The following is a 24,107-nucleotide window of genomic DNA, read 5'->3' on the forward strand; positions in this document are numbered from 1 at the left end:
ATGACGCTGCGTTTGCCGGACTGGCTCCCCCCGGTCGTAGTGATGTGTGTCGCCGGGCACTTCCCGCTGGGCGACGAGGACGCGGAACGACGCGCCGCCGATGCCTGGTCGGATCAGGCCGAATGGTGTCGTGGGCAGGCCGAATATCACGAAGCCAAGGCAAAGCCGCCCGAGGGCCAACACGGCGCCACCGTCACCGCGATCGCTGACAAGCACCGGAGCACGGCCGAACGCTTCCGACAGCTGGCCACCAATTGCGACAGCCTCGCCAGGCAGCTCTACGAGAGCGCCAACGCCACCGAGCTGCAGAAGATGGTCATCATCAGCATGGCCGTGATCCTGGCCATCCAGCTGGCCCGGTGCGCACTGATGTTCGCGGCCGGTGGTCCGATCCAGGCCGCCATAGCGCAGATGGCGACCCGAACCGCGGCGCAGCGCGCGTGGATGAGATTCGTGGCATTCCTTTCCGGACGCGGTGCGGAACTGGCCGCGGAACGCGGCTCGATGGTGCTGCTGCGCAACGGAATCGTGATGGGGGTGGCCCTGGGCGGCGGCACCCAAGCCGGCGCCCAGGCGGTTCAGGTCGCCAAGGGCGATCGCGAACAGATGGATTGGACGTCGGTCGGCGTGGCAACGGCCGCCGGCGCTGCCGGTGGCTTGCTCGGCATGATGTTCGGACTCTGGGCAGGGCCGAAGGTCGCCACCATCGGCGCAAACGCCAACAGCACCGCCGGACGGGTGGCCCTGCAGCTCGCCGGCACCACCATGGTCGGCGCCGGAGCCGGAGCCGTCGGCGCTCTCGGCGGCACCGCCGTCTCGCTTGCGCTGTCGGACCAGCCGTTCAGCCGCAAGGCCTTCACCGAGGGCCTGATCCCCGGTATCGGCAGCGGATTCATCGGCGCGGCAGGCTTCGCGGCACAGGGAATGCGCAGCCGGGCACCACTTCCCGACACGACCGCCGTCCCCGCCGCCGCACCGGATGCCACGGCTGAAGCGTCGCCTGCTTCGCTCGTCGACGCACTGCGCTCGCATGGCATCGTCACCGCCGACTTCGATCCGAACAACCCCTCCCCCACCCATCAGCAACAACAAATCGACAATCTTGTGGCGCTGCTGAGCCAAGCTGGGGCCACCGCGGACGCGCCAGCCCGTCCCACACTCCCATTGAACAATGCCGACTGGCAGCCCGCGAATCTGCCGAATGGGTTGGCCGACAACCTCAACCCGGCCAAGTCCGTCAAGCCACCCTCCGACGCCGTTGCCACACCCGCGGATCCGACCCCCGCAGGGACAACGCCGAAGGCTGACGGAGGCAATCAACCACCCGATGTGTCGCCGCCGAAGGAGTTCAAGCCGGCTCCGGAGCAGCCGTTCTCCGTGCCGAACAACAGCATGGATTGGGAAGCACCCGCAGGCATGCCCGGCGCCCTGATCGACAACGTCAATCCCGTCAAGACGGTCACCTTCCCCGCGGCCGCCATCGCGTCCACTGTCAACCCGGTCGGCGTGCCGAACATCGGGACGGATCCGACGTCGGCGGAGGCGCCTGGGTCACGGAATGTTCCTGCCGCCCAGTCGGATTCCGAGATCGGTGGCGCCGCAAAGGCTCCTGCCGCACAGGCAGATTCCGAGGTCAATGGCACCGCAAAGGTTCCTGCCGAGGGGGAACTGCCTCCAGCACCGCACGACTCGGATAACAGCACCGCCGAGAACGCGGGCGCCGCACGGCAGACCACCGAACATGATCACCCTGCGGCCGGGCCCGACCACTCGGTGCGGCCACGCCCCATGGATACGGGCGAGGGCAGCGCTCGACCGGCCGATGCCACGCCCGGGTCGGCTCACGGCAACCGAGTCGGCTCCGAAAGCACCTCGTCGGCACCGCGTTCCACGCCGGAGCACGCCGCGGTGCCGGACAACGCCGCCGCCACGGCCCGACCGCACCCCGGCGGCCGGGACACGGCGGGCGAGGGGCCGGCCGGGCGAGGCCGCGCCGTCGCCGATGCCCGCGGCGACGATCCGGCAGCCGGGCGAGGCCGCGCCATCGCGGAGGCCCGAGGCGACGATCCGGCGGCCGGGCCGTCGTCATCGGTTCGGCAACGAGGTGTCGCAGCGGACGAGGACTCCGGTCCGCGACCCGTCGCGGCCGATCCGCACGACGCATCGGCGCAACAGAGCCCGACTGCGCCGGCGACCGAGGGTCGGGGGGCACCCCGGGTTGCCGACGGGGCCACCGATCCCGAACCGGCCGTGTCCGAGCTGGTACCGACGGTGGCACAAAAGGATTCGGCCGACGGCCTGTCATCGGACCACGACGTGTCCCCGACTGCGACGATCATCGTCGACCCGTCGCCCGCTCCACAGCGCGGTGATTCCGGTCCGCGCTCCCCCGGCGGGGACAGGCTCGTGGACTCGGGCGGGCAGCAGCGGCAGACCGCGCAGCCGTCGGGTGGCCCGGCGCGACCGGCCGCAGGCGGCCAGCCCGGCGCACCCGTTGCCGGTGGTTCGCCCGCTGCAGCCGGAGGCAATCGGCCGCCACGTGTGTCGGCCCCGAAGACTGCCGCCGCGGAGCGCCCTCCGGCCGTCGAACCGGTCGAAGGACCGCGCGGGCCGGCCGAGGACGGCCACAACCCCTCCAGGTCGGCGACCGCCCACGACAATGACAACCGGAACACACCGCACGGCTCCGCCGAACCGGAGTCGGAGCATGGTCGCACAGCTGACGGCACCACAGGCGATGAAACCGCGCGAGCCACGCAACCGGATGAGGTGAAGGCACCGGAGCACGCACGCGCGGCCGACGACAACGTGAATGGGCCACAGGCCAAGGATCATCCCGATGTAGTCGACGAGGCGGGAACATCGCAACCGAAGCCCGGCGAGTCCGATACCAGCGGAGACGATGTCCCCGGCGGTCGTGCGGGCGACGATGCCGCGGGTGAGCAGCAAGCGAAGACGAAATCCGATCACCCCGACGACACGGACGCGCGATCGCCCGAGTCCGAGACCTCTCGCACACAGAATGATTCGGATTCGCCGCCCACCGCTCGCGATGAGGACCCCGCCGCGGACGCGCGTGCGAGGGCGAGAGCCGAAGTAGAGCAGCGTAATGCGGCCGAGCGGCAGCAGAACGAGCTGGTGCGCGAACACCACCGGCAGCGTGTCGAAGCGGCGGCCGAGCGCGAGCGGGCCGCCCTTGCCGAGCTGCAGCGGCAGGAGAAGGCCGTACGGGTGGCGGAGGAGCATGAGCGGGCCACCCGCGTCGGCTTCGGCGACGAGATGCGCGATCTGTTCGGGCGGGGCACGGCGGAGGATCGGGTGGCCGTCGAAGCCGCGCGTGCCGCTCAGGAACAGCTCCGGCAGGCTCAGGCGGAGTTGGCCGAGTGCCGGGATGCGTACGAGGCGGCGGTAGCCCAGCATGACGCCGCGGCCCACGCTAGAGCCCGTGACCTGGTCGAAATCTCGGACAACGCGGGTGTTTCGCTGATGAACGACTACAAGGCCGGAAGGCTCACCGATCGCGAGGCCGTGTTCGAGGTGGTTGCCCAGGATCGGGTACGCGCGGCACTGGATGCCGGTCGCGCGATCGGGGAGTTGCGGAAGCCGGGCAGTACGGCCGACGGTAGGAGCCCGTTGGAGAACGCATCACCGGAGGCGTTGGCCGACACGATGGTGCGGGGATCCAGGGAGGAACGCGTCGCGGCGATGACGGAATGGATTCGCCGGGGTGACGACCGGCATCGGCTGGTGCGTGAGACGCAGGCCGCGGCGTTCCTGCTGCTCGAGCACGGTCCGGTCGATATGAAGACCGGTGAGGGCAAGACCATTGTCATGGTGATGAAGAAGGTGTCCGACGCCATCGATCACGGCACCGCACACGCGTGGACCAGTAGTGATCTGCTGGCCGGTGAGCTGGCCGCTGAGTTGGACGCATTCGTGGTGCGGCCGGAGTCGGATACCGGGATCGATGTGGTCCGGATGAATCAGGACGGTCCGCTGCCGGATCCGGTACCCGGCCGTAGCCGGATCGTCGTGGGCACCAAAGAGGACTACCTGTTCCGCGCGTTGAAGGTCGCGGATTCGATGATGAACGAGCTCGTGGCCAGTGGCATGTCGCACCAGGAGGTGACGGCACTGCGAGAATTCCTCAACACGAAACCATCGATCGATCTGATCAAGGAGAGGCTGGATACCGCGGCATCCGACCACGGCCTCGACCTCCGGTACGACCCGTTCCCGGCGGGCAAGCTCACCATCGACGAATTCGACACCATCTTCGACGGCAATTCCGAATGCGTACTTTCCCCCGGGGCGGCGAAGGAGGCCACACCCGAGGTGGTCGCCGAACTGCAGGGAATCTGGAATCGGCTGACGACCGCAGAGCGCGAACACGGTTTGACGGCAGCGGATTTCAAGCGGCCGGAGAACACCCGGGGGATGTGGGCCGCGGAAACGACCCCGGCGGCGGTCGCCAAGCTGGAGAAGGTGGCGGGTGGACCGGTCACCGACTCGGAGCTGAAGCTGTACGCCGATGCCGCCAACGCCCGCTGGGGGTTGGAGAAGGGCACGCACTACATCACCCGGGCGGACGACGGCGAGGGCGCGAAGATCGGCATCCTCGCTCACGAGACCAACGACAAGGCGATGTGGGACAGGACGAAGTCGACCGAGGTGCGCTGGCAGGACGTCGGTCAGTTCGTCGACCTCAAGGAAGGGCTGCCGGTCCGGGCGAATCAGGAACATTCGCTGCGCATGTCGGATCAGCAGTTGATCGGCAGCAAATTGCTGTTCGATCCGTCTGGTTTGTCCGGGACCATGAAGGGCGTGGAGGGCATCACCTACGACCTGTACGGCGTAGGGCCGGTGCCGGAGCTTCCGACTTTCTATACCTCGCAACGGGTCGTGGAACCGCCGAAATTCTACGAGAACACGCACGCGAAACTCACCCAGCTGGCCCGTGACATCGTGCGGGATGCCCATGTTGTCGACGGGGAGCAAACGGGCCGTGCGCAGTGGGTCGTGTGCATGGACAACGGCGAGATCCGGGGGGACCCGGATGCCGGGCGGATCGGACTGATCGACCTGCTTCGCACAGCGGCGAAGGAAGAACACGGCGAGGCATTCGAGCTGAAGTTCGAGGTGGTCGACGCGGAATTCTACGCCGAGCACGGCGGCAGCAATGCCGGCGCGGAGGCCCTGGTCAGGCAGAAGATCGAGGAATTCGGCGACAAGGGCACCATCTACATCACCAACAAGGACGGCGGCCGCGGCGCCGACCCGACGCCGTCGCAGGAGGTGATCGATCTCGGCGGTGTCGACGTCAAGGTCAGCGGCGGTCCGTCGTACTCCGAGCGGGTGAACGACCAGGTCGATGGTCGTGGCGCCCGTGGCGGATCCGGCGACGACCGGGAGCACGGTGGCACCCCGGGTTCGGCGGTGCACTACGTCTCCCCCGAGGACTTCCTGGGCCGGGTCACCGACCACGGCGTCACGCGGCAGATCGTCCAATACACGGAAGCCGTCCAGGCTCACCGCGCCGCCCAGGAACAGCACGAGGCCCTCAACACCGAGGCGACGCGCATCGAACTCAACAGGACCGAAACGGCGCTGCGAAACGCCGAGTCCGACCTGTGGAAGCATGCCGTCCCGGCGATGAAGGACGCCGTCGAGCAGAATCAGCTCGCCTCCAAGTACGCGAGCGCCAACCAAGCCAACGCCCCACCCGCGGACGCACATGGCACCGCGCACCGGCAACCCCAGCAACCCCCTCCCCGATCCGCAGGGACCACGGCTCCGCATGCGACGCCGCACGCGCCTGCCGCCACCCACAACGGCGCCCCCCTTCCGACCGCCGCCGGCCTCGCCGCCGGGGCGGCATCCAACCTGGATTCCGGTAACCCACCGGTCGCACCCGCCCTGCGTGACGAGCACGGCGACAGCACCCTCCGCCACCTCCTGCAGGTGCTGGACGCACCTGGCGGACAGGCGGCCGCACCGTTGCTGCCGGTGGCGCAGGCCGTCCGCGACGCGGCATTCGATCAGGTCGAGTCGCAAGGGCTCCCCATCGGCGCCGACGTCGCCGACCACGTGCGCGAGACCGCGCGGAATCTGTTGCAGAGGAGCCTGGATCAACTCGATCCGGCGCAGCGTCAACTCGTCACCGACGCCGGGACGATGCTGCAACAAGGACGCAGGCTCGACGACGCGCACACCGCAGCCGTCGCCCAGTTGGTCGCGCAGGTACCGACCGCCCAGCCTGTCCTCGCGGCCGCCGCGGACACCACCGTCCCGTTCGACCAGCTGCCTGCCGGCGACCGCACCGAGATACTGCAGCGCGCGCAGCAGGGCGACCGGTCCGCAGCGCAGGCCCTGGACCGCCATTTCGGCCCCGCCACCGCCCAGGCCATGTGTGCCGTACTCAGCGGGAATGCGGAGCACGGCACCCCACCAACGCGCATCCAGCTCCTGGCGCACGCCGTCGCCCGGGCCACGCTCGGCGCCGCCGAAGCCGATGGCTGGCAAGTCCCCCCGGGCGTCGACATCGGCGACTGGCTGCTCGGCCGAGCGCGAAACACGTGGCTCGACAGCCTCAATCACCTGAATCCCGCCGTACGCCGACTCGTCAACGAAGCGCTCGATCCCAGATCCCGCAGCGACGACCTCACCGACGCTCAGGTCACCCTGTTCGGTTGGGTCGCGCAGGAGATCGCAATAGGGGCGGCCGATTCGGCGGCCCGGCAACGGAAACCCTCGGCCGAGAGCCGCGACCGTGCGAACTCCGCGAGGACGGCCGAGGCCGACCGAAAAACCAAGCAGGCCATCGCCCGGCAGCTGTTCGAGACGTTCGACATCGAGGTGCTCGGCCTGGACAAGCCGGGGATCACCGTGGACACGGCTCTGTCGATCAGGAATGCGATAGTCGACGGTTTCGCGGCAGGGCAGGAGATCGAGCTCGACGTCGTACTGGTCGCCCCCATGGTCGGCAATACCGGTGCCTGCATCTGGACTCCCGAAGGCATCGAAAAGGACGCCCCGACCTTCATGGTCCTGAACGAGAACCTCTTCGGTGACCCGGAGAGATTCCGGAACACCATGCGCAAGGCGGTGCAGGCAGGCCGCCTGATGGCCCCGACCGGCGATCCCGCATACGACGCCGTCAGTCACGAGATGGGCCATCTGCAGGATCGAGCCGCGCGGAAGGGGCTCTACGACGAAAAGCCGATTGCCCATCTACGAGACGGAGCCGTCCAGGGAAAGGACTACGAAGACTCCAAAGAGGCACGAGCATTCGGATTCCTGTACACCCACTTCGCTGAGTTCAAAAAAGCCGGCATGCTGCCACCGGACCTCGATTTCGACGATTGGCTGGGCCAGCTCGATTCGTACAGCAGCAGCAGGAAGAAGCTGAAACAGGCAGAGGAATACAACCGAATACTTGCGGGTGAAGAGTCGCAGGGAACGGAAATAGGCCCTTACGAGCCCAAAATGGGTGACCTCGCGGTATTCAATCCGGCAGAAGCACTGGCCGAGGCGAACAATGCGTTCGGCAGAACCGCACCGGCCGATCGCACACACCCCGCGTACGTCCTGCAAGCCCTGCTTCGAGACATTCCGTATTTCCAGGTGTTGCGGGAGGCCGAACAGCGCAATGCCTTGGCGCAGGCGGACTATCGCGGTCCGGTCCCGGCTGCGTCCGGGTTCGGCACGAGCATCGCCTCGAATGGACCGTCCGCATCCCTGGCCGCGCGATGGCGCGCCATGTCCCTCACCGCCCGCGCCGACTACGCGGAACAGCAAATCGCGTACTTGAACCCCGACACCGGTTTCGTGCTCGACGAGTTGGCCCGGCTCCAGGCCCAGTACCGCGCCATGGTCGCATCCACCCGGGATCGCACCGCGCAGACGCCCGGACAGCCCGGGCCCCAAACGGACTCATCACGTGCGGTGCCCGGACGATCTGACGGCAGGTCGGCGTTCCCACCGGAGTTCTGGCAGCAGCACAGTGAGTCCCACGCGCGGGCACCTGTCCCGGCCCCGATCCACCTCGGCGACCCCGACGACGCGCAGCCGCGCCGGACGCAACCCGACCCCGACTCGCCTCGCTCGGTCCAGGCGTCGGGGCGTGCCGCTTTCGACAGCTTCCGGCGGCAGATCATGGCGATCTACGTCGCCGGTCCGTCGACCGAACGGAGCGACGCGGTAGCCCGCGCCCTGGCCGACGCCGCGCCCGAGGATCTGCGGCGTGCTCTCCGCGAGGCCGGGCTCGACCCGAACCAGCAGCGGGTACTCCGCCAGTTCTGGCCGGGCCAGTCGGACCGGACGGCCGCAGCGGTGCTACCGGCTCCCGGCGAGGACATGGACCCTCTGCTGTGGGCTCCGATTCGCAAATTCGCCTCGGCAGTCGCTCGCGTCCGGGCATCCGGGGAATCTCCCGCACAGGTGGTTCAGGAACCAGATCGGACCGAATCCGACGCTTCGATCCCCGACAGAGGCGGGCTGACTCCCCGGGAGCTCGAGGTATTGCGCCTGAGTGCGCGCGGCCTGTCGTACCCCGAAATCGGCCCTCTGATGGGGATCTCGCACAAAACCGTCCAGAGTTACGCCCGGCATGCGTGTGCCAAACTCCGCTGCCCGAGTGTGATTCCCGCGGTCCTCGCGGCAGATCGGGAGGGATGGCTGGACGAACCATCCGGCCCGCACATCGACGCCGAATTCGCTCCGGACGAGGTCGCCATCCTCCAGCTGGCGGCGAACGGCCTGGACAATCGCGAAATCGCTACCGAGCTGGCGACGACGCGGTATCGAGTGCGGACGTTCATGGCCGCGCTCCCCGGCCGGTTGGGTGTCGAGGGCAGGCTGCCCGGTCTGCTGGCGGCACAGCGGCAGGGGGCGTTCCAGCCGGGCGATCCCCACTCCGCGGCAACGCGGAAGCACGTCGACCTGTCTCCCCGCGAACGCGAGGTTCTCGACCTGGTTGCGGCCGGTCGCACGGATCAGGCGATCGGTGACCAGCTAGGAGTTACAGCAGCTACAGCGCGAGGCTATCGGATCCAGCTACAGGCCAAGCTGGGAACCTCGGATCACGAGGAACTAGCGGCCCGGGCGCGCAGCCTGGAGTCGTCGGCCGCGACGGCACGGACTGTGCAGCTGACCGAGTCCGAAGCGCTGCTCCTGCACCTGGTCACGAAGGGCGTGCCACACGAGACCCTCGCAGCAGCGCTCGGCTTGCCGAACAGTGGGTTGTATCCCGTACTGGCACGGCTGGCCGACAAGATCGGCACGCGCGGCACGATTCGGGTGTCGGCGCAGCGGCAGGAACCGTCATCGCAGCGTGAGAGGCTGGAGGCGCTCTCCGAGTCGCTGCCGGGCACGAGCCGGGATCCGGCAGTGGTGTCGTGGGCCACGGTGCGCGCCTTCCGATCCCGGATCGCCACCCACCCGTCCGAACTGACCGGGCGTGAACCCGAGGTGCTGCGGCTGGCCGCACAAGGCCTGTCACTCAAAGCGATCGCTCGGACGTTGGGCGGATCGCACGCCACCGTGATCAACGAGCTCGACAGCATCGCGGTGAAGCTCGGCACCCCGGATCGGGCCGTGCTCCTGATGGCGGCGCAGCGGGCATGGTCGGCCGACCACCCGGAACCGATACCCGAACCAACGGCCGATGTCAGTCTGACATCGCAGGAAACCGAGGTCCTGCGCCTGGTGGCCCGGAGGTTCTCGAACCCGGCTATCGCGGCAGAGCTGGGCCTCTCGGTGCCGTTGGTGAAGTACATCCGGCGCGGCCTACGTGCAAAACTCGGTATCGACGACACCGCCGGGCTGGTCGCCTGGGCGCTGCACAGCGGTATCGCCGTCGACGATCCCGCGGACGTCCCGGACCCGGAGTTGCAGGCGCGCGTCACGGACGCGCTGCGGCGGGCAACACCCGGCTCCCACGAGGCCTCGCCCATCCCCGCCGACCTCGACGGATCCGGCGAGACACAATCGGCCAAGCCCGCCGAAGCGGCCTCGGACCCGGCCCAGACCGCGCTGGCCGAGCACCTCGGGCTGCCACCGGGTGCGGTGACACGGGGAGCTGTGCGCCTGGCCCTCGCCCTCGTCGCGGAACAGACACACGCCATGCCCACCGCCGTGACCGGCATCGACGGTCAGGCGATGCGTCGATGGATCCGGTCCCAGCTCGAACTGCATGCGGATCAGGAAGCGGCCACTCACGAGGGGGCGCTCGCCGAGCTGGAGCGGCGCGACGGCGAAGAATCCGGTCTCCGGGATGCCGCCGACCCTGAGGCTGATCCGCTGGACCAGAACGGTTTCGACAACCGGCGCCGGGCCCTCGACCAGGAATTGCGGGCACTGCTGGGGTTGCGAGACCTGAGCCCACCCCAGCCGATGACCACCGGCGAGGTGCTGGCCGAGCTGTACTGGATCACGAGCCTGACGGACTCGCCGGAGCTGGAACACCTTGTCGCCGCGAGTGAGACCTTCTTGTGCGCCACTCTCGAACCGCCGGCGGCAGTCCCGCTGGACACGGTCCAGATCCACACGCTGCGCAACCAGCTGGCGCGGCAGGTGGGCGTCGCCGACGACGAACTGACCCGCACGCACGCCGAGGTGCTGGCCGCCGACGAGACCGTTGCGCCACAGACCCGCCGTCTGGCGGAGCGCTACCTCACCCTGCTCCCGAGCCGAACCGAGCAGAAACCGAACCGTGCCGATATCGCCCGGCTGGCGGGTGTAGGAGACTCGTACGTCAGCAGTGTGTTCAACGGACGGTTCGGCGCGAAGAAGCCGTGGCACGGCGAGACTACGCAACGCGTCCTGGCCGCGGCTCACCAGTTGGGCGTACCGCCGGACCGCGCGGACATCGCGGCCCTCACCGATCCGAACTTCGTGACGCGGCGCGTTCGTCCGGCGCGCTGGATCGGCAACGAGTTCGTCCCCGCGCATATCAAGCCGCAGCCGCCTCGCGACAAGTTGGCCGAGGCGGCGGGCACGGCCAAAGCCACGGTCCGTGATGCGGTGAAAGGCTCGGGCACGCCCGATGACCTGCGGCTGGTGCGCAGTGCGGCCGACGAGATCGGGTTCTGGTATCACCCGGACGGGCCGATGGGGGCAGTCGACGCAAGCACCCTGTCGGAGGGCGACCGGGCGACGACATCCGGCACCCGCATCGATCCTGTCGCCATCGACCTCGGTGATTCCGACGAGCCGGACACCGCTGTGCAGCGCGCGCGGCAGGGGGATGCGACGGCGTTCAACGAGCTGCGCGAGCGATACGGCCGGGCCTCACTCCGGGAAGTGCTTGCCCGGCTAGGTGTTCCGGCTTCGCCGGTCGGCCGCGACTTCCGGCCGCTTCTGCAGGTGGCACAGGAGCTCAACCGCATGGCGTTCGGGATCGCGGAGGCGCACCGATGGCGTGCCGATGCGGGCACGAAGCCCAGCGAATGGCTGCACAGCATCGTGGGAGGTCTGGTAGACGGCTGGTTCGAGTTGAATGCCACGCAGCGCAAACACGTCACCGAGGCGGTGGACGCAATGCGGCGTGGTGCAGCGATCAGCTTGGTGCAAAGAGGTGCGCTCAACAGATTGGTCGACGCCGGCGAGCAGGTTATAACAGACGCCGAAACGCACGCGACCGACTCGTCACAGCAGACGGATAGTGGGCTCACCAACCGTCAGTTCACGGTGCTCGAGTTGATAGCCGCGGGTATGACGAGCCCTGAGATCGCGGAGGAGCTGGGGTTGTCCCCGGGGACCGTGAGCATCTACGCGACCCAGGTTCGCCAGAAGCTCGGTGCCCGTACCCGGGCGGAAGCGGTGTACATCGCACTGAGCACAGGCATCCTCCCCGGTAGTCCCCGCGCCGACGGCGAGACACCTGGTCGCGAAGATCTCCGGCTGACCAGTCGCGAAATCCACGTACTCGCGCGGATCGCGAACGGTGACACCAGCGACGACATCGCTCAAGACCTCGAGATCTCTCCGAAAAGCGTGGACCAGTTGGTGGGTCGAGTCGGCCGGAGACTGGGCGCTCGCAACCGTCCTGGCATCGTGGCTGCCGCCGTAAGAATCGGCGATCTCCCGCTCGCCGACCCTGCCGACGCCGTCCCGGGCACCGGCCGAATATGGCTGGCAGATTACGAAACCAACGTGGTCACCCGGATCGCGAACGGTGAGACCAGCAAAGACATCGCGCAGGCGCTGGGCATGTCCTCGCTCACCGTGGACGAGTACCTGATGCGTGTCTGCCGAAAACTCCGCGTGCACAACCGGGCGGCGATGATAGCCGTCGCCATCCGCACCGGACTCTTGCCGGAGACCACCCGAGCCGCTGTGGAAGTTCCCGGATGGACTACCGCCGAGATCGATCTGCTCACGCGGATCGCGAACGGCGATACGAACGCCGATATCGCGGACGACCTCCAGATTTCGTCGAGCGCGGTCGACAAGGCGCTCGCCCTTATTCGCGACAAACTCGGCACCCGCAACCGGCCGCAGACGGTGGCAGTGGCTCTCCGCGCCGGCATTCTGCCCGGCGCGGACACGGTCGAAGCGGCTCCCGCCCCTCCCGCAAACCCGGCGGAATTGAGGGAACAGTACGGGCTCGACACGTTCGGACACGTGCTATCGCTGCTCGGGGTATCAGCGAGGGGCGGGCGGCGAAGCGAACGGCTCGCGCGCGCCGTGCGGCTGGCATTGGAGATCAATGACGATGTATTCCGGCTCTCGGACTCGAGATCGGGCGGCGACATCGCTCAACGCCTGCGCGAATCTGCGCGGGAGCTACTGGAGCAGAAGTGGTTCCACCCTCTCCGCGCGAAGATGCTGGCAGTGCTGCGCTCCGATGGCATCACCGAATCGGACCCCAGGTACGGTCGTCTCGCCGAATTGACGGTCACCGAACTCCGCAGTTACCTCGACCAGATCGGTGTCACTACGCGCTGGGTGTTTCTCGAGCTGGCGGACGGTCTGCATCACGGCCGGGACATAGGTTCGTTGTCGCGGCAGGAAAAGAACAGTGTGCTGCGGATCGCAGATATCACGCGTGCGGAGGAAGTCTCGCCACCGCTGCCGGACGCCTCGCCACAGATCGCCTCCGGAGCCTCGCGGACCGGCCGGGAGGAACCCGAAACGTCGACCGTGGCCGAAACCAACTCCGGTACAGCCCATCCCGGCATCACCGAGCACGAGATCGCCGTGCTCACCCTCGTCGCGAAAGGTCGTTCCCACCGCGACATCGCCACCGTGCTGGCACTTTCGGATCGCCAGGTCGGCGCCGCCGTCCGTTCGATCGCGGTGAAGTTGGGAACCCCGCACTGGGCGGAAATGCTGGAGGTGGCACGGCGCAGAGGGATCGATGTGTACGCCGACAGCCCGGCCACCCCCGGGCGTGACCGGCCCCGCGACGACGGCGCCGCACGATTCGACGCCTACCGCTCCGCACTGGCACATGCCTTGGCGGCAAGGACCAGGGAGCTGGGATCTGCCGCGGTGCTGGCCGAGGCCACTGCCGATCAGATCGCGCAGGCCAGTCGCCAGCTATCCTCCGCCGAGCGGCAATTGCTGGCGGAACTCCGCTCGAGACAACCAATTCCGCGGGATCCGTCCGTCCGTCCGGCCGTCGCCGCCGCTCGACGTCTGACTTCGATTCTCGTCGTCGAGCAGCACACGTCGGACATCCAACTGGCACGGCTCCTCGCCGAGGCTACCCCCGACCAACTGGAGGAAGCACTCGGCACGCTCACAGACCGGCAACGGAAGATCATCCGCGCTGTCTTCACGCGCAGGCTGTCGGTCGAAACCATGGTGTCCGGTCTCGGTTATCGGGATGAGGCGACAGCCAAGTCGTTCGTGATGAACGCACTCCGGCAACTCGGAGAGCACCTGGCCGGAATACCCGTCTCCGCACCGCCGAGTGACGCACACTCGAGTGGCGCGATGCCATTCGGGCGTGAGCGGCATACGGCTGGACGCAGCGCAGTCGCCCAGGCACCACCCGGCGAAACCGCCTTCGAGCGCGGTCGTCGTGAGGCCGAGGAGGAACGAAGGGCCGCCGCGTCAGGCATCAGCGAAGTCGAAATCGACCTGCTCAACAAGCTTCTGTCCCGCCTGGATCCACTCGCGCCAACCACCGGTCGCGCGTCCGGTCCCGACCCTGTCGCGATCGACCTCGGCGACCCCGACGCACTCGACTCGGAATCGGTGGAATCCCGGACAGGCAGGCACGGCAGCACCGAATTCCCCACGCATCGGTCGAGCCGGGATTCGGCATCACCCCGCGCCGCTCTGACCGACCGCCAGCGGGAGATACTCGTCCTGGTCGCCGCCGGACGAACGAACCAAGAAATCGCAACGCTCCTCGGCATCTCGGTGCGGACCGTGGAGAAGCACCTGGACAACCTCCGCACCGTCTACGGGCCAGGATCGCGGTGGCACCTGGTCTCGGCCGCCGAACAGGACGGTGCCATTCCTCTCACCGCACGACCCGCGCGAAAGCCGCAATCCACCAGCCAGGATCATCGAGCGTCGGAGCCCCCGGTGCCCCCGGCCAACGTCAATGCGCCGACGGCCCGCCAGCAACAGATACTCGCACTCGTCGACGCCGGCCTGACGAACCACGAAATCGCCACCGCTCTCGACATATCGAAGCGGACCGTGGAAAAGCATCTGGACAACCTCCGCAAGCTGTACGGGTCCGGTTCCCGCGCGCGGCTTGCCGCCGTCGCCGAAAAGGAAGGCGCCCTTCCTCGAGCCGGGGAATCCGCAGAGCAGCACAACTGGACCGCCCAGGATCCGGACGAAAAGCCCTCGGAGGAGCCGAGAGCGAAGCGGCCCGCACCGACGGCCCGCCAACTGGACATACTGGCGCTGGTGGCCGCCGGTCGAACGACTCGGGAGATCGCGGCGATCCTCGGCATCACGGGGCAGACCGTGAAAGCACATCTGGATAATGCCCGCGAGGTGTACGGTCGTGGTTCACGAGCCCAGCTCGCCGCAATTGCCGAAAAGAATGGTGACCTTCCGTGGGTCGCTCTTTCCAGCAGCGAGCACGAGTTCCTGGAGTGGTATCGAGCACGACGTGCCGACGGATCCGGTCGACCGATCCAAAGTCTCACCGATTACGCCGAGATGAATTTCCTCGAGCCGGCACAGCTGCACCGCTGGCTCGAATATGCCGGAATCGACCCGAACGGGCATGACACAGCGCCGGTGGGGACTGTTCCGCAACCCGATGGGGACACCACAACGTGGCACATCGAGTTGCGCCGGTTCCTTGCAACAACACCGGCCCGGATGGACGAGTTGGTCGGCGCCGCCTCCGGCACCTGGGAGGCGGCAGAACGGGGGGAACGCGACCTCGAAGTCCGGCATGTTCGAGCAGCCCTGCGCCGGATTCCCGGTGCTCGCGCACTGTACCGCGATGTCGCCCGGCTCTATCCTGCTCTGCTCACCACGGATGGAGCGCCCGCGTATCCCGAGGGGTATGCCCGCATCGGCGACTATGTAGTATTCCGTCGAACATCCCACAATCTGAGGCGGTCACAGCTTGCCGGCCGATTGATGAAGGGGAAAAACACGGTCTCCCGCTGGGAATCCGGAGAGAGCAGACCAGCAAAAGATGACATAGTTGCACTACTCGAGGCCACAGCGACCGAAGAAGATGTGCTTTACGACGAGATCTCGGAGTGCTACCCACATCTACCAAGAGGTACAATTCTTTATCCCAGCCCATTCGACTCGGAATCTCTCGGCGCGTATTTGCGCCATTTCCGGCACGTGAACAGGCTGTCCTGGTCGGAAGTCGGGAACATATTCGGCATCTCCGCCGGTGCGGTCCAGAGCCTGGAGACCGGGGTGCGAGATCCACTCGACCTCACCGTGGTGCGGATCTACCGTCGCGCCTTGCATCGCGCCGGCCGCTGGAGTGATGTCGCCACCGCATGGGGATTGCACCACCTTCCGGACCTCGACAGTGGATCGGTTCCCCATCCCACCGACTTCGATTCCATACACGATTGGATTCGAAGCGTCCGAATCTTCCGAGGAATCCCACCGCTCGAGCTGGCCAGGAGAATTGGAAGATCTGACGCCTGGGTTGGATTCACCGAAGACAACCACAAGCCTGGCGTCGAAGATCTCCGGCGAATCCGGGATGCACTCGAAATCCCCAATGACACACTCGTATCAGCACTGATGACCTACTACTCGCGCACGGACGCCGAGGAGCGCGATCCAGAGGAAGAGCGGCTCTTCTGGGATCTGATTGCAACGCGACCGGGTTCCGCCGAGGAAAAGAGTATTCGAAACAAGATATTCGAACGATACATTCGGCTCGCGGACGAGGTCGCTGCCCGCCGGTCCATCCCGGCCGAACACCGCAACGAGTACGCCCAACAGGCAGCCGTAGCAATTCTGCTGGCCACCCGGAACTTCGTCCCACCTGGCAGCTTCTTTCCAGCCGCCTTGATGGCCGCTCATTACTCCGTTATCCGGACGCGCCTGGAGTTGCGCTATCCGGGCATGAAGCCGCAAGCTCAAAGCATTCTCGCGAAGGTGGACAAATACATTCGCGCGAATCGCGTCGGTACCGGCAATCCCGACATTGCCGAGATCAGCTCGGCACTGAATCTCACCCGCGAGGAGGTGATCACCGCCCTTCCGCTCCTCCGACAGATATCGAAGGATGCTCCGGTCGAGGGCAGGTCCGGACCGGGCGATATAAATCAGACGGATGAGCCTCAGTTCACCGATGTGGAATTCGCCGACAAGTTCGACCGAGCATTGTCGGGCATGGAGAATCCCGGCCTGGCCAAACGCATTGTGCACCTGGTCCGCTCGGCCGATTTGTCGACCGATCAGGCTGCCGCCAAGTTGGGGATAACAACGCAGCTCGTCGATCAATACCTTGCCGAGGCGGAGGAGAGGATCCGAGCGGCATTCGCCGACGAATTCGGTATGGCTGACGAGCCGGACGGCCCGAGCAGTCCCGAGCCACCGTCGACAGTCGCCGCGACGGCCGCCCCAAGGGCACCGTCGCCGACGGCGGAAAGAAATCCCTTGGGCCGGGCAAGAGTGTGGAAGTCCGGTCCGGCCACCGCGTGGAAGAATTATTCCGCCGCTGCCCTGCCCGAATCCCGTGCACTGAGCACCGCTTCGGATGCGGAACGCGGCGTGAAACAGGCGATTGCCGGAGATCTCTACTCTACCTACGGCATCGAGGTGCTGGGCCTGGAGAAACTTTCCGTCGATATGGCGATGTCGGTTCGGAAAGCGATATTCGACGAGTTGGAGGAAGCCGACGCCATCTGCCCCGACGCGGTGGTGGTCCTGCCTCTGGAGAGTGATACGTTCGCTGCCGCTGGGCGGATTTTCGGTGACGAACCAGAGAACTATGTGTTGCTCAACGAAACCTACTTCGGGAATCCGGAATATATTCGAGAGCTGTTCGAACGAAATTACCGATCCGGCCGACTCAACGCGCCGACCGGAGACCCGGTCTACGATATCGTCCGGCACGAGCTCGCGCACTTACGGGCGCCGAAAGACACTCCGCGGGAGGACGGAAACTTCCGGTACGAGCACCTCGCGGAGCGGCGGCAGGCAGGCGCCCTGCCTGGGGATTCCCGCTTCGACCGGAGGCATGACTACACCGACTGGTTGGACGCGAAGGCATTCGGGTTTCTGTATCAGCATTTCATCGAGTTCCGGAGGGCCGGTGCGCTACCGCCGCTGACCCGATTCGACGATTGGTTGGGACAGCTCAATGGCTACAGCCGCGTCGTACAGACGCGGCGCGATGGAGACCGCCTGTTCGCGGCATTCGACCTCTGGTTGAACGAATTCGAGAGTCGAGCGGCTTTCGATGAATGGCTACGACAGTCCGGACTCTCCCGGAGCGACGATGGCGGGGCTGCCCGCGCGCGGCGACGGACCTATCAGGGTCCATGGGATGCGGACACCGACGGCACGGGCTGGGTCGATCTGAAATCCGTATACGACACCTGGCTCGGCCAGCTCGACAGCGATACCCGTAGCCGAATCTTGGCGGGTGAGGACTATGGACAACAACCCACCCAGCTGAACCTGGGCACGGTAGACCTCGGCCTGGGCGGGAAAGCGGTTTTCAACCCGACGGAAGCCCTGGCCGAGGCCAACAATGCATTCGGCAAGAGCGCGCCGAAGGATTTCACACATCCGGTCTACGTATTGCAGGCACTCCTGCGGGGCATCCCGCTGGCACAGGTCTGGCGGGAGGTGCGGATTCGCACCGACCGGGCGAACGACCGCGAGCCGGTCCCCGCGGCATCCGGCTTCCACCCGAGCACGTCACCGGATGGCGTGTTGGCGCGGTTGGCGCGGAAATGGCGCGATATGCGTCCCGACGAGCAAAGGGCCCTCGAAGCCGCGGACACGCTTATGGTGGTTACCGGACGCGACGGCCGGAGGCTCTGCGCGTTCGATGAGCTGGCCCGGCTCGTGGAACGTCAACACGCCGAAAGGTACGGTGCCACCCCTCGCAGCCATGAAACGGCCGCTGTCGAGCCGCTGCCGGGATTCGCGGAGTGGGAGCAACCGCCCACCGGCGAGCTGGGGCAATGGACTCACCATATTTCCTTCCTGGCCGGGCAGCGGGCCGACCTCCTGAAGGACGTCAGACGGCTGCTGGTACAGACCGACGGCCTGGCCGAGCTCCTCGGCCTCGACGCCTGGGCCGCAACCGGAGCCGGCCAGGCCTATCTGGACGTGGCCGACTTGTTCACCCGGATTCAAGATGCGCAGTCCCGTCCGAGAATCGACAGCGAAAGGGCGGCCGGGCTGCAGACGCTGCTCGACCATCTCGAGGCGGTCGAGCAACGATGCGAGAGTCTCGACACCGATTTGATCCTCGCACGCGCACAAGCGGAGCAGCTGGCGGTCCGCGAGGTCGCGGCCGCCCGGGGCGGTCTACAGTTCGGTCCGCGTGGGCGGATCATCGACGGAGTCCGGCTGGAGGTGTTCGAAGCCCCCTACCAACCCGTCTCCTTGAACGAGGAATTGGGGGACGAACTGCGGCAGCAGGGAATCCCGATGATCACCCGGCAGGTGCGGGTGGACCCGACCGGCAGGATCCTGGTCGAGGAGCTCCCGGAAGCGGTACGTGCGGCGACCACGCGGCGCCAGGATCGGCTGTGGCAGCTGAGCACCGCCGAACCGGCCGTGGTGCCGCCGGGGGTGCAGCCCGCTCGGGGTGCGCGGATCGCTGCCGTACAGGACAAGCTCGCGCGCACGGCCGCGGTCCGGGCGCGAGTGTTCCCCACGCCGGTCGACCCGAACCGGATGACGCCCGCCGACGAATCCAGGCAGCGAAAGCTGCTCGCACGCATGGAGATGCTCACCGAGGAGCTGCGAAACCTCCTGGTGCAGCCCACGGCCGACGCGGTGGAGCCAGGCGATCGAATCCCATCGCCACAGTTGCTCGGTCGGCGCGATGCCGTCGTGGCCGCGCGCGAACGTGCGCGAGCCGCACGAGACCGGTGGCGCGACGAACGCGACCGGCTGGCCGCTCTGATCGACTCCGCCACCGACGAGTCGAAATCGGGAATCCACGCGGCGCACGTTTCCGCCACGGACAACACCGCGCGATTCACGCGGGAGTTCCACCGGCTGAGCGAGGAATCGGCACGGCTCACCCGGCTCGTCTTCGCCGCCGCCGACGCGGATTCACCGACACAGGATGGCCGAGAGTCGGCCCAGGGCGTGCTGCGCGCCGATGCGAAAGCACAGAGTCTGGTAGACGCCGCGCGGACGCCCGACCTGCTGCGGGTACTTCGTGAACTGCTCTTGGACCGTCTACGGGAGAAAGCCGGGCAACTGCGGTCAGCCGTGACGCCCACTCCGGAGCTGCGCGAGACAACCACCGAGCTGGTGGAGGCGTTGGAAGATGTCAACGCCCACCAAGACGCGCTGTCGCCTGACAGGGACCCGGCACCCGTCGACGCCTCCGATTTCGGAGCGGTTCAGCCCGATCCGCGCAACGGTGCCGCGCCATCTGCCGCCTCGAGCAGGCTGCACAGAAGCGCTGCGCGCCCGTCCGGCACACCGAGCGAGCCACCGAACAACCCGCAGGCATCTTCGACCGACCGTACAGATGAATCCGTCTCCGGCGCACGGATGCCGGAGGCCGACGAAAGCGCTGCGGCCGCCACGCATACCCCCGCAGATGTCGTTGCGGCCCTGCAGAACAGCCTGCCTGGCGCGGTCAAGCAGGTGCTCGACCAGATCGATGTCGAGCTGCGCTCCATGACCGATGCCGAGCGCCGCGACGCCGCAACCCGAGCCGACCTCACCCGTCTTCCCGGCTGGGTGGTCGACCGCCTCGCCCATGAAGCCAAGGCTCAGGAGCTCGCCCTCGACACAACGAGCCCCGAGCAGCGCGCCGAATGGCAGAGCCGGGCAGAACGACTCGACCACGAACTCGCTCACATCCTCGGCCTGCCACAGCCGGGTACCGGATGGACCGACCGCATCAGCAGCGACCCGCTGCACCACCTCCGCGCGCTCACGCGCCGCCCGGACGCTCCCGCCGAACTCCGTCACCTGGTCGACACCGCCACCCGTTGCCTGAATCTGCAGGACATCGCCGCAGCTGTCGAACCGCTGCACGGGGCGCTGGCCGACTGGCCCATCGCCGAACACATCGACCGGGCCGCCGCCATCGCCTGGGAACTCGCGTCGCAAGCCCGCGCCGACGGCGGCGGTACACCCGAAATCTCCGCTGCCATCCACGGCCAACCAGGTCGACGCTGGATCGAGATCCACGTCGGCGACGACAGCCGCACCTTGCCGGCGCGCGAGAGCGATGACCGCCCCGGGTGGCGCGCCGTCGACCTCCTCGACGCACACACCGAAACCTGGGGATGGGTGCTCCCCCGCAACAGCGGAAAACGAGTCTGGTTCAAGTTTTTCGAAACCGCCGACACCAGCGACCCCTCCCAACCACCCCACGACCTCATCCTCGACCTGCGCATACCGCAGGACTCCTTGCAACAGGGCCCGGGCCTCGCGCGGCGAGCAGTGCGACAACGCTTGCGACAGGCCGGCCACCCTGATCCTTACGACCTGACCGTCCTCGTATCCGACCTCGTCCAAAACGTCTACCGCTACGCCGACCAAGGCGACGCCCGGGTACGCATCCGGCTCGACGGAAACACGATTCACGTCGGGATCACCGATACCAGCCGTGGCCTGCCCGCACGACAAGAGGCAACCACCCAGGGCACCGTCAGCGCCGCCGCTTTCACCGATGACCAAGCCGCCGAATGGGCCGAAACCGGGATCGTCGCCGACACCCACGGTTTCTTCCTCGGCATGCTGGAAGCGATGGCCTCGGCCTGGGGTGTGATCCTGGAACGCGCCGGCGGCAAAACCATCTGGTTCGAAGTGCCGATGCCGCCACCTACGGCGCCCGGCACCAGCACCGATCAACCGCCGAACACACCCGCATCCGATCCGGACACCCCCGAATCGATCGGCATCGACCTAGGCGCCATCGACCTGACCGGACTCGGCCTTGACCTTTCGACCACCAGTTCGGACCCCGATCCCACCGACGCGAACGGTGGGACGCGGAACCGCTCCACCCCGCCCACGGACACCGACGGCCGGCGCCCACCCACGCCCGGCAACCGAATCGACCCTGTCGCACTCGCCCTCGATCCCGACGAATCGGAATCGCCCGATTCGACGGCTTCTACCCACCAGGCGCCGACCGACCTGAACGAACCCGACCCCGCGCCGCTGCCCACAATCCGGGAGCTGGTCGCGGATCCGGGAAAGCTGAAGACGTTGCGGCAGGAAGTCGACGCACTGCGGCGGCAACTCCTCGAGCTCAGCAACGGGCGCGCGGATCTGTCGAGCGCAGCAGCGGTGGACAGGTTGCTGGGGGCGCTGCTGCAACTCGAGCGAGAAGGCAAGCTGAACCCTCGCCAGGCCCGCGCACTCCCGCTGGTCGAGGAGTATCGCGAGAAGTCCGGTCTCCTCGACGACGCCGAACAAGTCCGCGGCCAACACCGGGAACACAAAGCCAATGCCGCTCGAGGGACGGATCAGCCGGAAGGCGCCAGGCCGACCACCGCCCACGGACCCGACCCCGTCGCTATCGACCTCGACTCTGACGAAAACCCACCCGCGGACCGGCAGCCCGGCAACGCGGAACTCCATGACACCCAACAGCTGGGGACACTGCGTGCCGCGGTTGCCGCGAGACTCGCGGGCACACCAGAGTTCTCGAACGATCCGGTACTGAATCGAGCGCCCGGTCTGATCGATGAATTGGTGGCCGCGCGGCGCAGGCCGGATACGCAGGTCCCGGTGGAACGGCTGCGGTTGCTGGAGCAGTTCGCGCACCAGACGTCGGCGTGGTTGGCCCGCGCGGACGAAGCCGCCGACGCAAACGCCGCCTACGAGCAGGGGCTGCGGGAAGGGACGTCGGCCGTCCTGCGGGCTCGGCAGGACGCCGCGGAGATCCGGCTCGGATCGGCTCTCGCCGCCGTCGCGGAGGTCTGGGCGCGGACCCGCCCGAGAACAGACACGCCGATCGTGACCCGGCCCGCGGACCACCTCCGGCCAGGAGAGACCGAACGGCTGCGCAAGGTTTCCGAAACGATCTTCGGGGAGATGGTGGCCGCAGGGGCAGCGGTCGATGAGGTGAGCACCAAGGACCGCCAACAGCTCGCCGAGGACACGCGGCGCTATAACACGCTGCGAGATATGTCGCAGTGGCTGGAGGAATTACTGACCTTCGCGGAGCAATGGGATACGACCTGGATAGGCCGGGAGCGCCTCTCGTTCCTGCTCGACCACTTCCGCGCGATCTCAGAGCTGTTGGCGGCGACCGAGCTGCGTGACACTGCGGCCGCCGCCTTGGCCGGTGCGACCGATCGAGAACTACGACTCGCGCAAGCCGCCGAGACCTACGGCATGGCCGACCGCGCGGTCCGCAATATCGCGGAGATGCTGGGCGAACCGCAGCATCTGGCGACGGCCACTCCTCCGGCGGCGCAACCCGGCGCACCCGTCGTCTGGCCCGGCGCGGACGGACAACCCGACTTCATCGCACAGACCCAGCCCCGGCAGCACGATCTCACCGAGCCCGGTCCCGACGAGTCGGTGTCGCGCGATCGAACCCCCGGGGACCGCGCAGCGCAGCCCGGATCGGAACACCCACGGGGACACCATGTCGAGGAACGCCGCGGCTCCGATGAAACCGCACCGCGGCGCTATGTCGAACAGAACCTGACGGTGGAGGATCTGGGTGCGGTTGCGGCAGCGAGCGATCGGGGCCGGCACGCGCACAACGAGGACGCCTTCGCCCTGATCCGAGTGAATGTCGGTGGCGAAGAGGCCACCGCACTGATCGTGAACGACGGTCTCTCCCGGCCGAAGGGCGGTCACCGCGCCTCCGCGGCCGCCAAGGCAGCCGCCCACGATTTCGTGGTGGCGGCACTGCGGGAGGCCGACCGCGACGGCCGGATCGATCCGGTGGCCATAGTCGAGGGCGCCGTGGCCGCCGCCCAGGAGGCGGTACTCGCCTTGCCCCCGGAGTCTCCCGCAGACAAGCCGCCCGCCACCACGATCGTGGTCGCGTTGCTGGAGTCGGGACGGCTCACCGTCGACTGGGTGGGCGACAGCCGCGCGTATTGGATTCCGCTGGACGGCGGCCCGGCGATCCAGCTGACCAGGGACGACTCGAAGGTCCAGGATGTGCTGGACGTCTTCGACGACACCACTCGTGAGGAAGCCGAACACTCGCCGATCGGCGGGCCGGGTCTCACCCACAACCTGGGCCGGTCCCTGGACGGGCTGAAACCGCGCGAGAAGGCCCGAGACATACGCGGCGACGGTGTCGTCCTGGCGGTGACGGACGGTGTGTGGGAACCGATCAGCCCCGACGACCCCGAACCAGTCGCGGCCATCGTCCGGCAGTCGCTCGCCGAGGCGCCGGGCGATCTCGGCGCCGTCACGCGCGCACTGGTGCGGGCAGGCATCGAAGCGGGCACAGCCGACGACGTGACCGCCGCGGCGGGATTCCTGTCGGCCGCGAAGGTCGACACCCCCGCGAGTAC

1 protein-coding gene (only partly in view) is annotated in these 24,107 nt (G+C 67.4%); it reads left to right on the plus strand.

Features of this window, described 5'->3' with window-relative positions; all coding sequences use genetic code 11:
• Window positions 1-24,107, plus strand: the 5' portion of a protein-coding gene (locus tag ABZ552_RS30910) for a sigma-70 family RNA polymerase sigma factor (RefSeq protein WP_357441487.1). Its footprint extends 9,676 nt past the window's final position; only the first 24,107 of its 33,783 coding nucleotides appear in the window; its start codon is at window positions 1-3; its stop codon lies off the right edge, out of view.

Origin of the sequence: Nocardia sp. NPDC019219 (assembly GCF_040632645.1) — a bacterium.
Lineage (GTDB): Bacteria > Actinomycetota > Actinomycetes > Mycobacteriales > Mycobacteriaceae > Nocardia > Nocardia sputorum.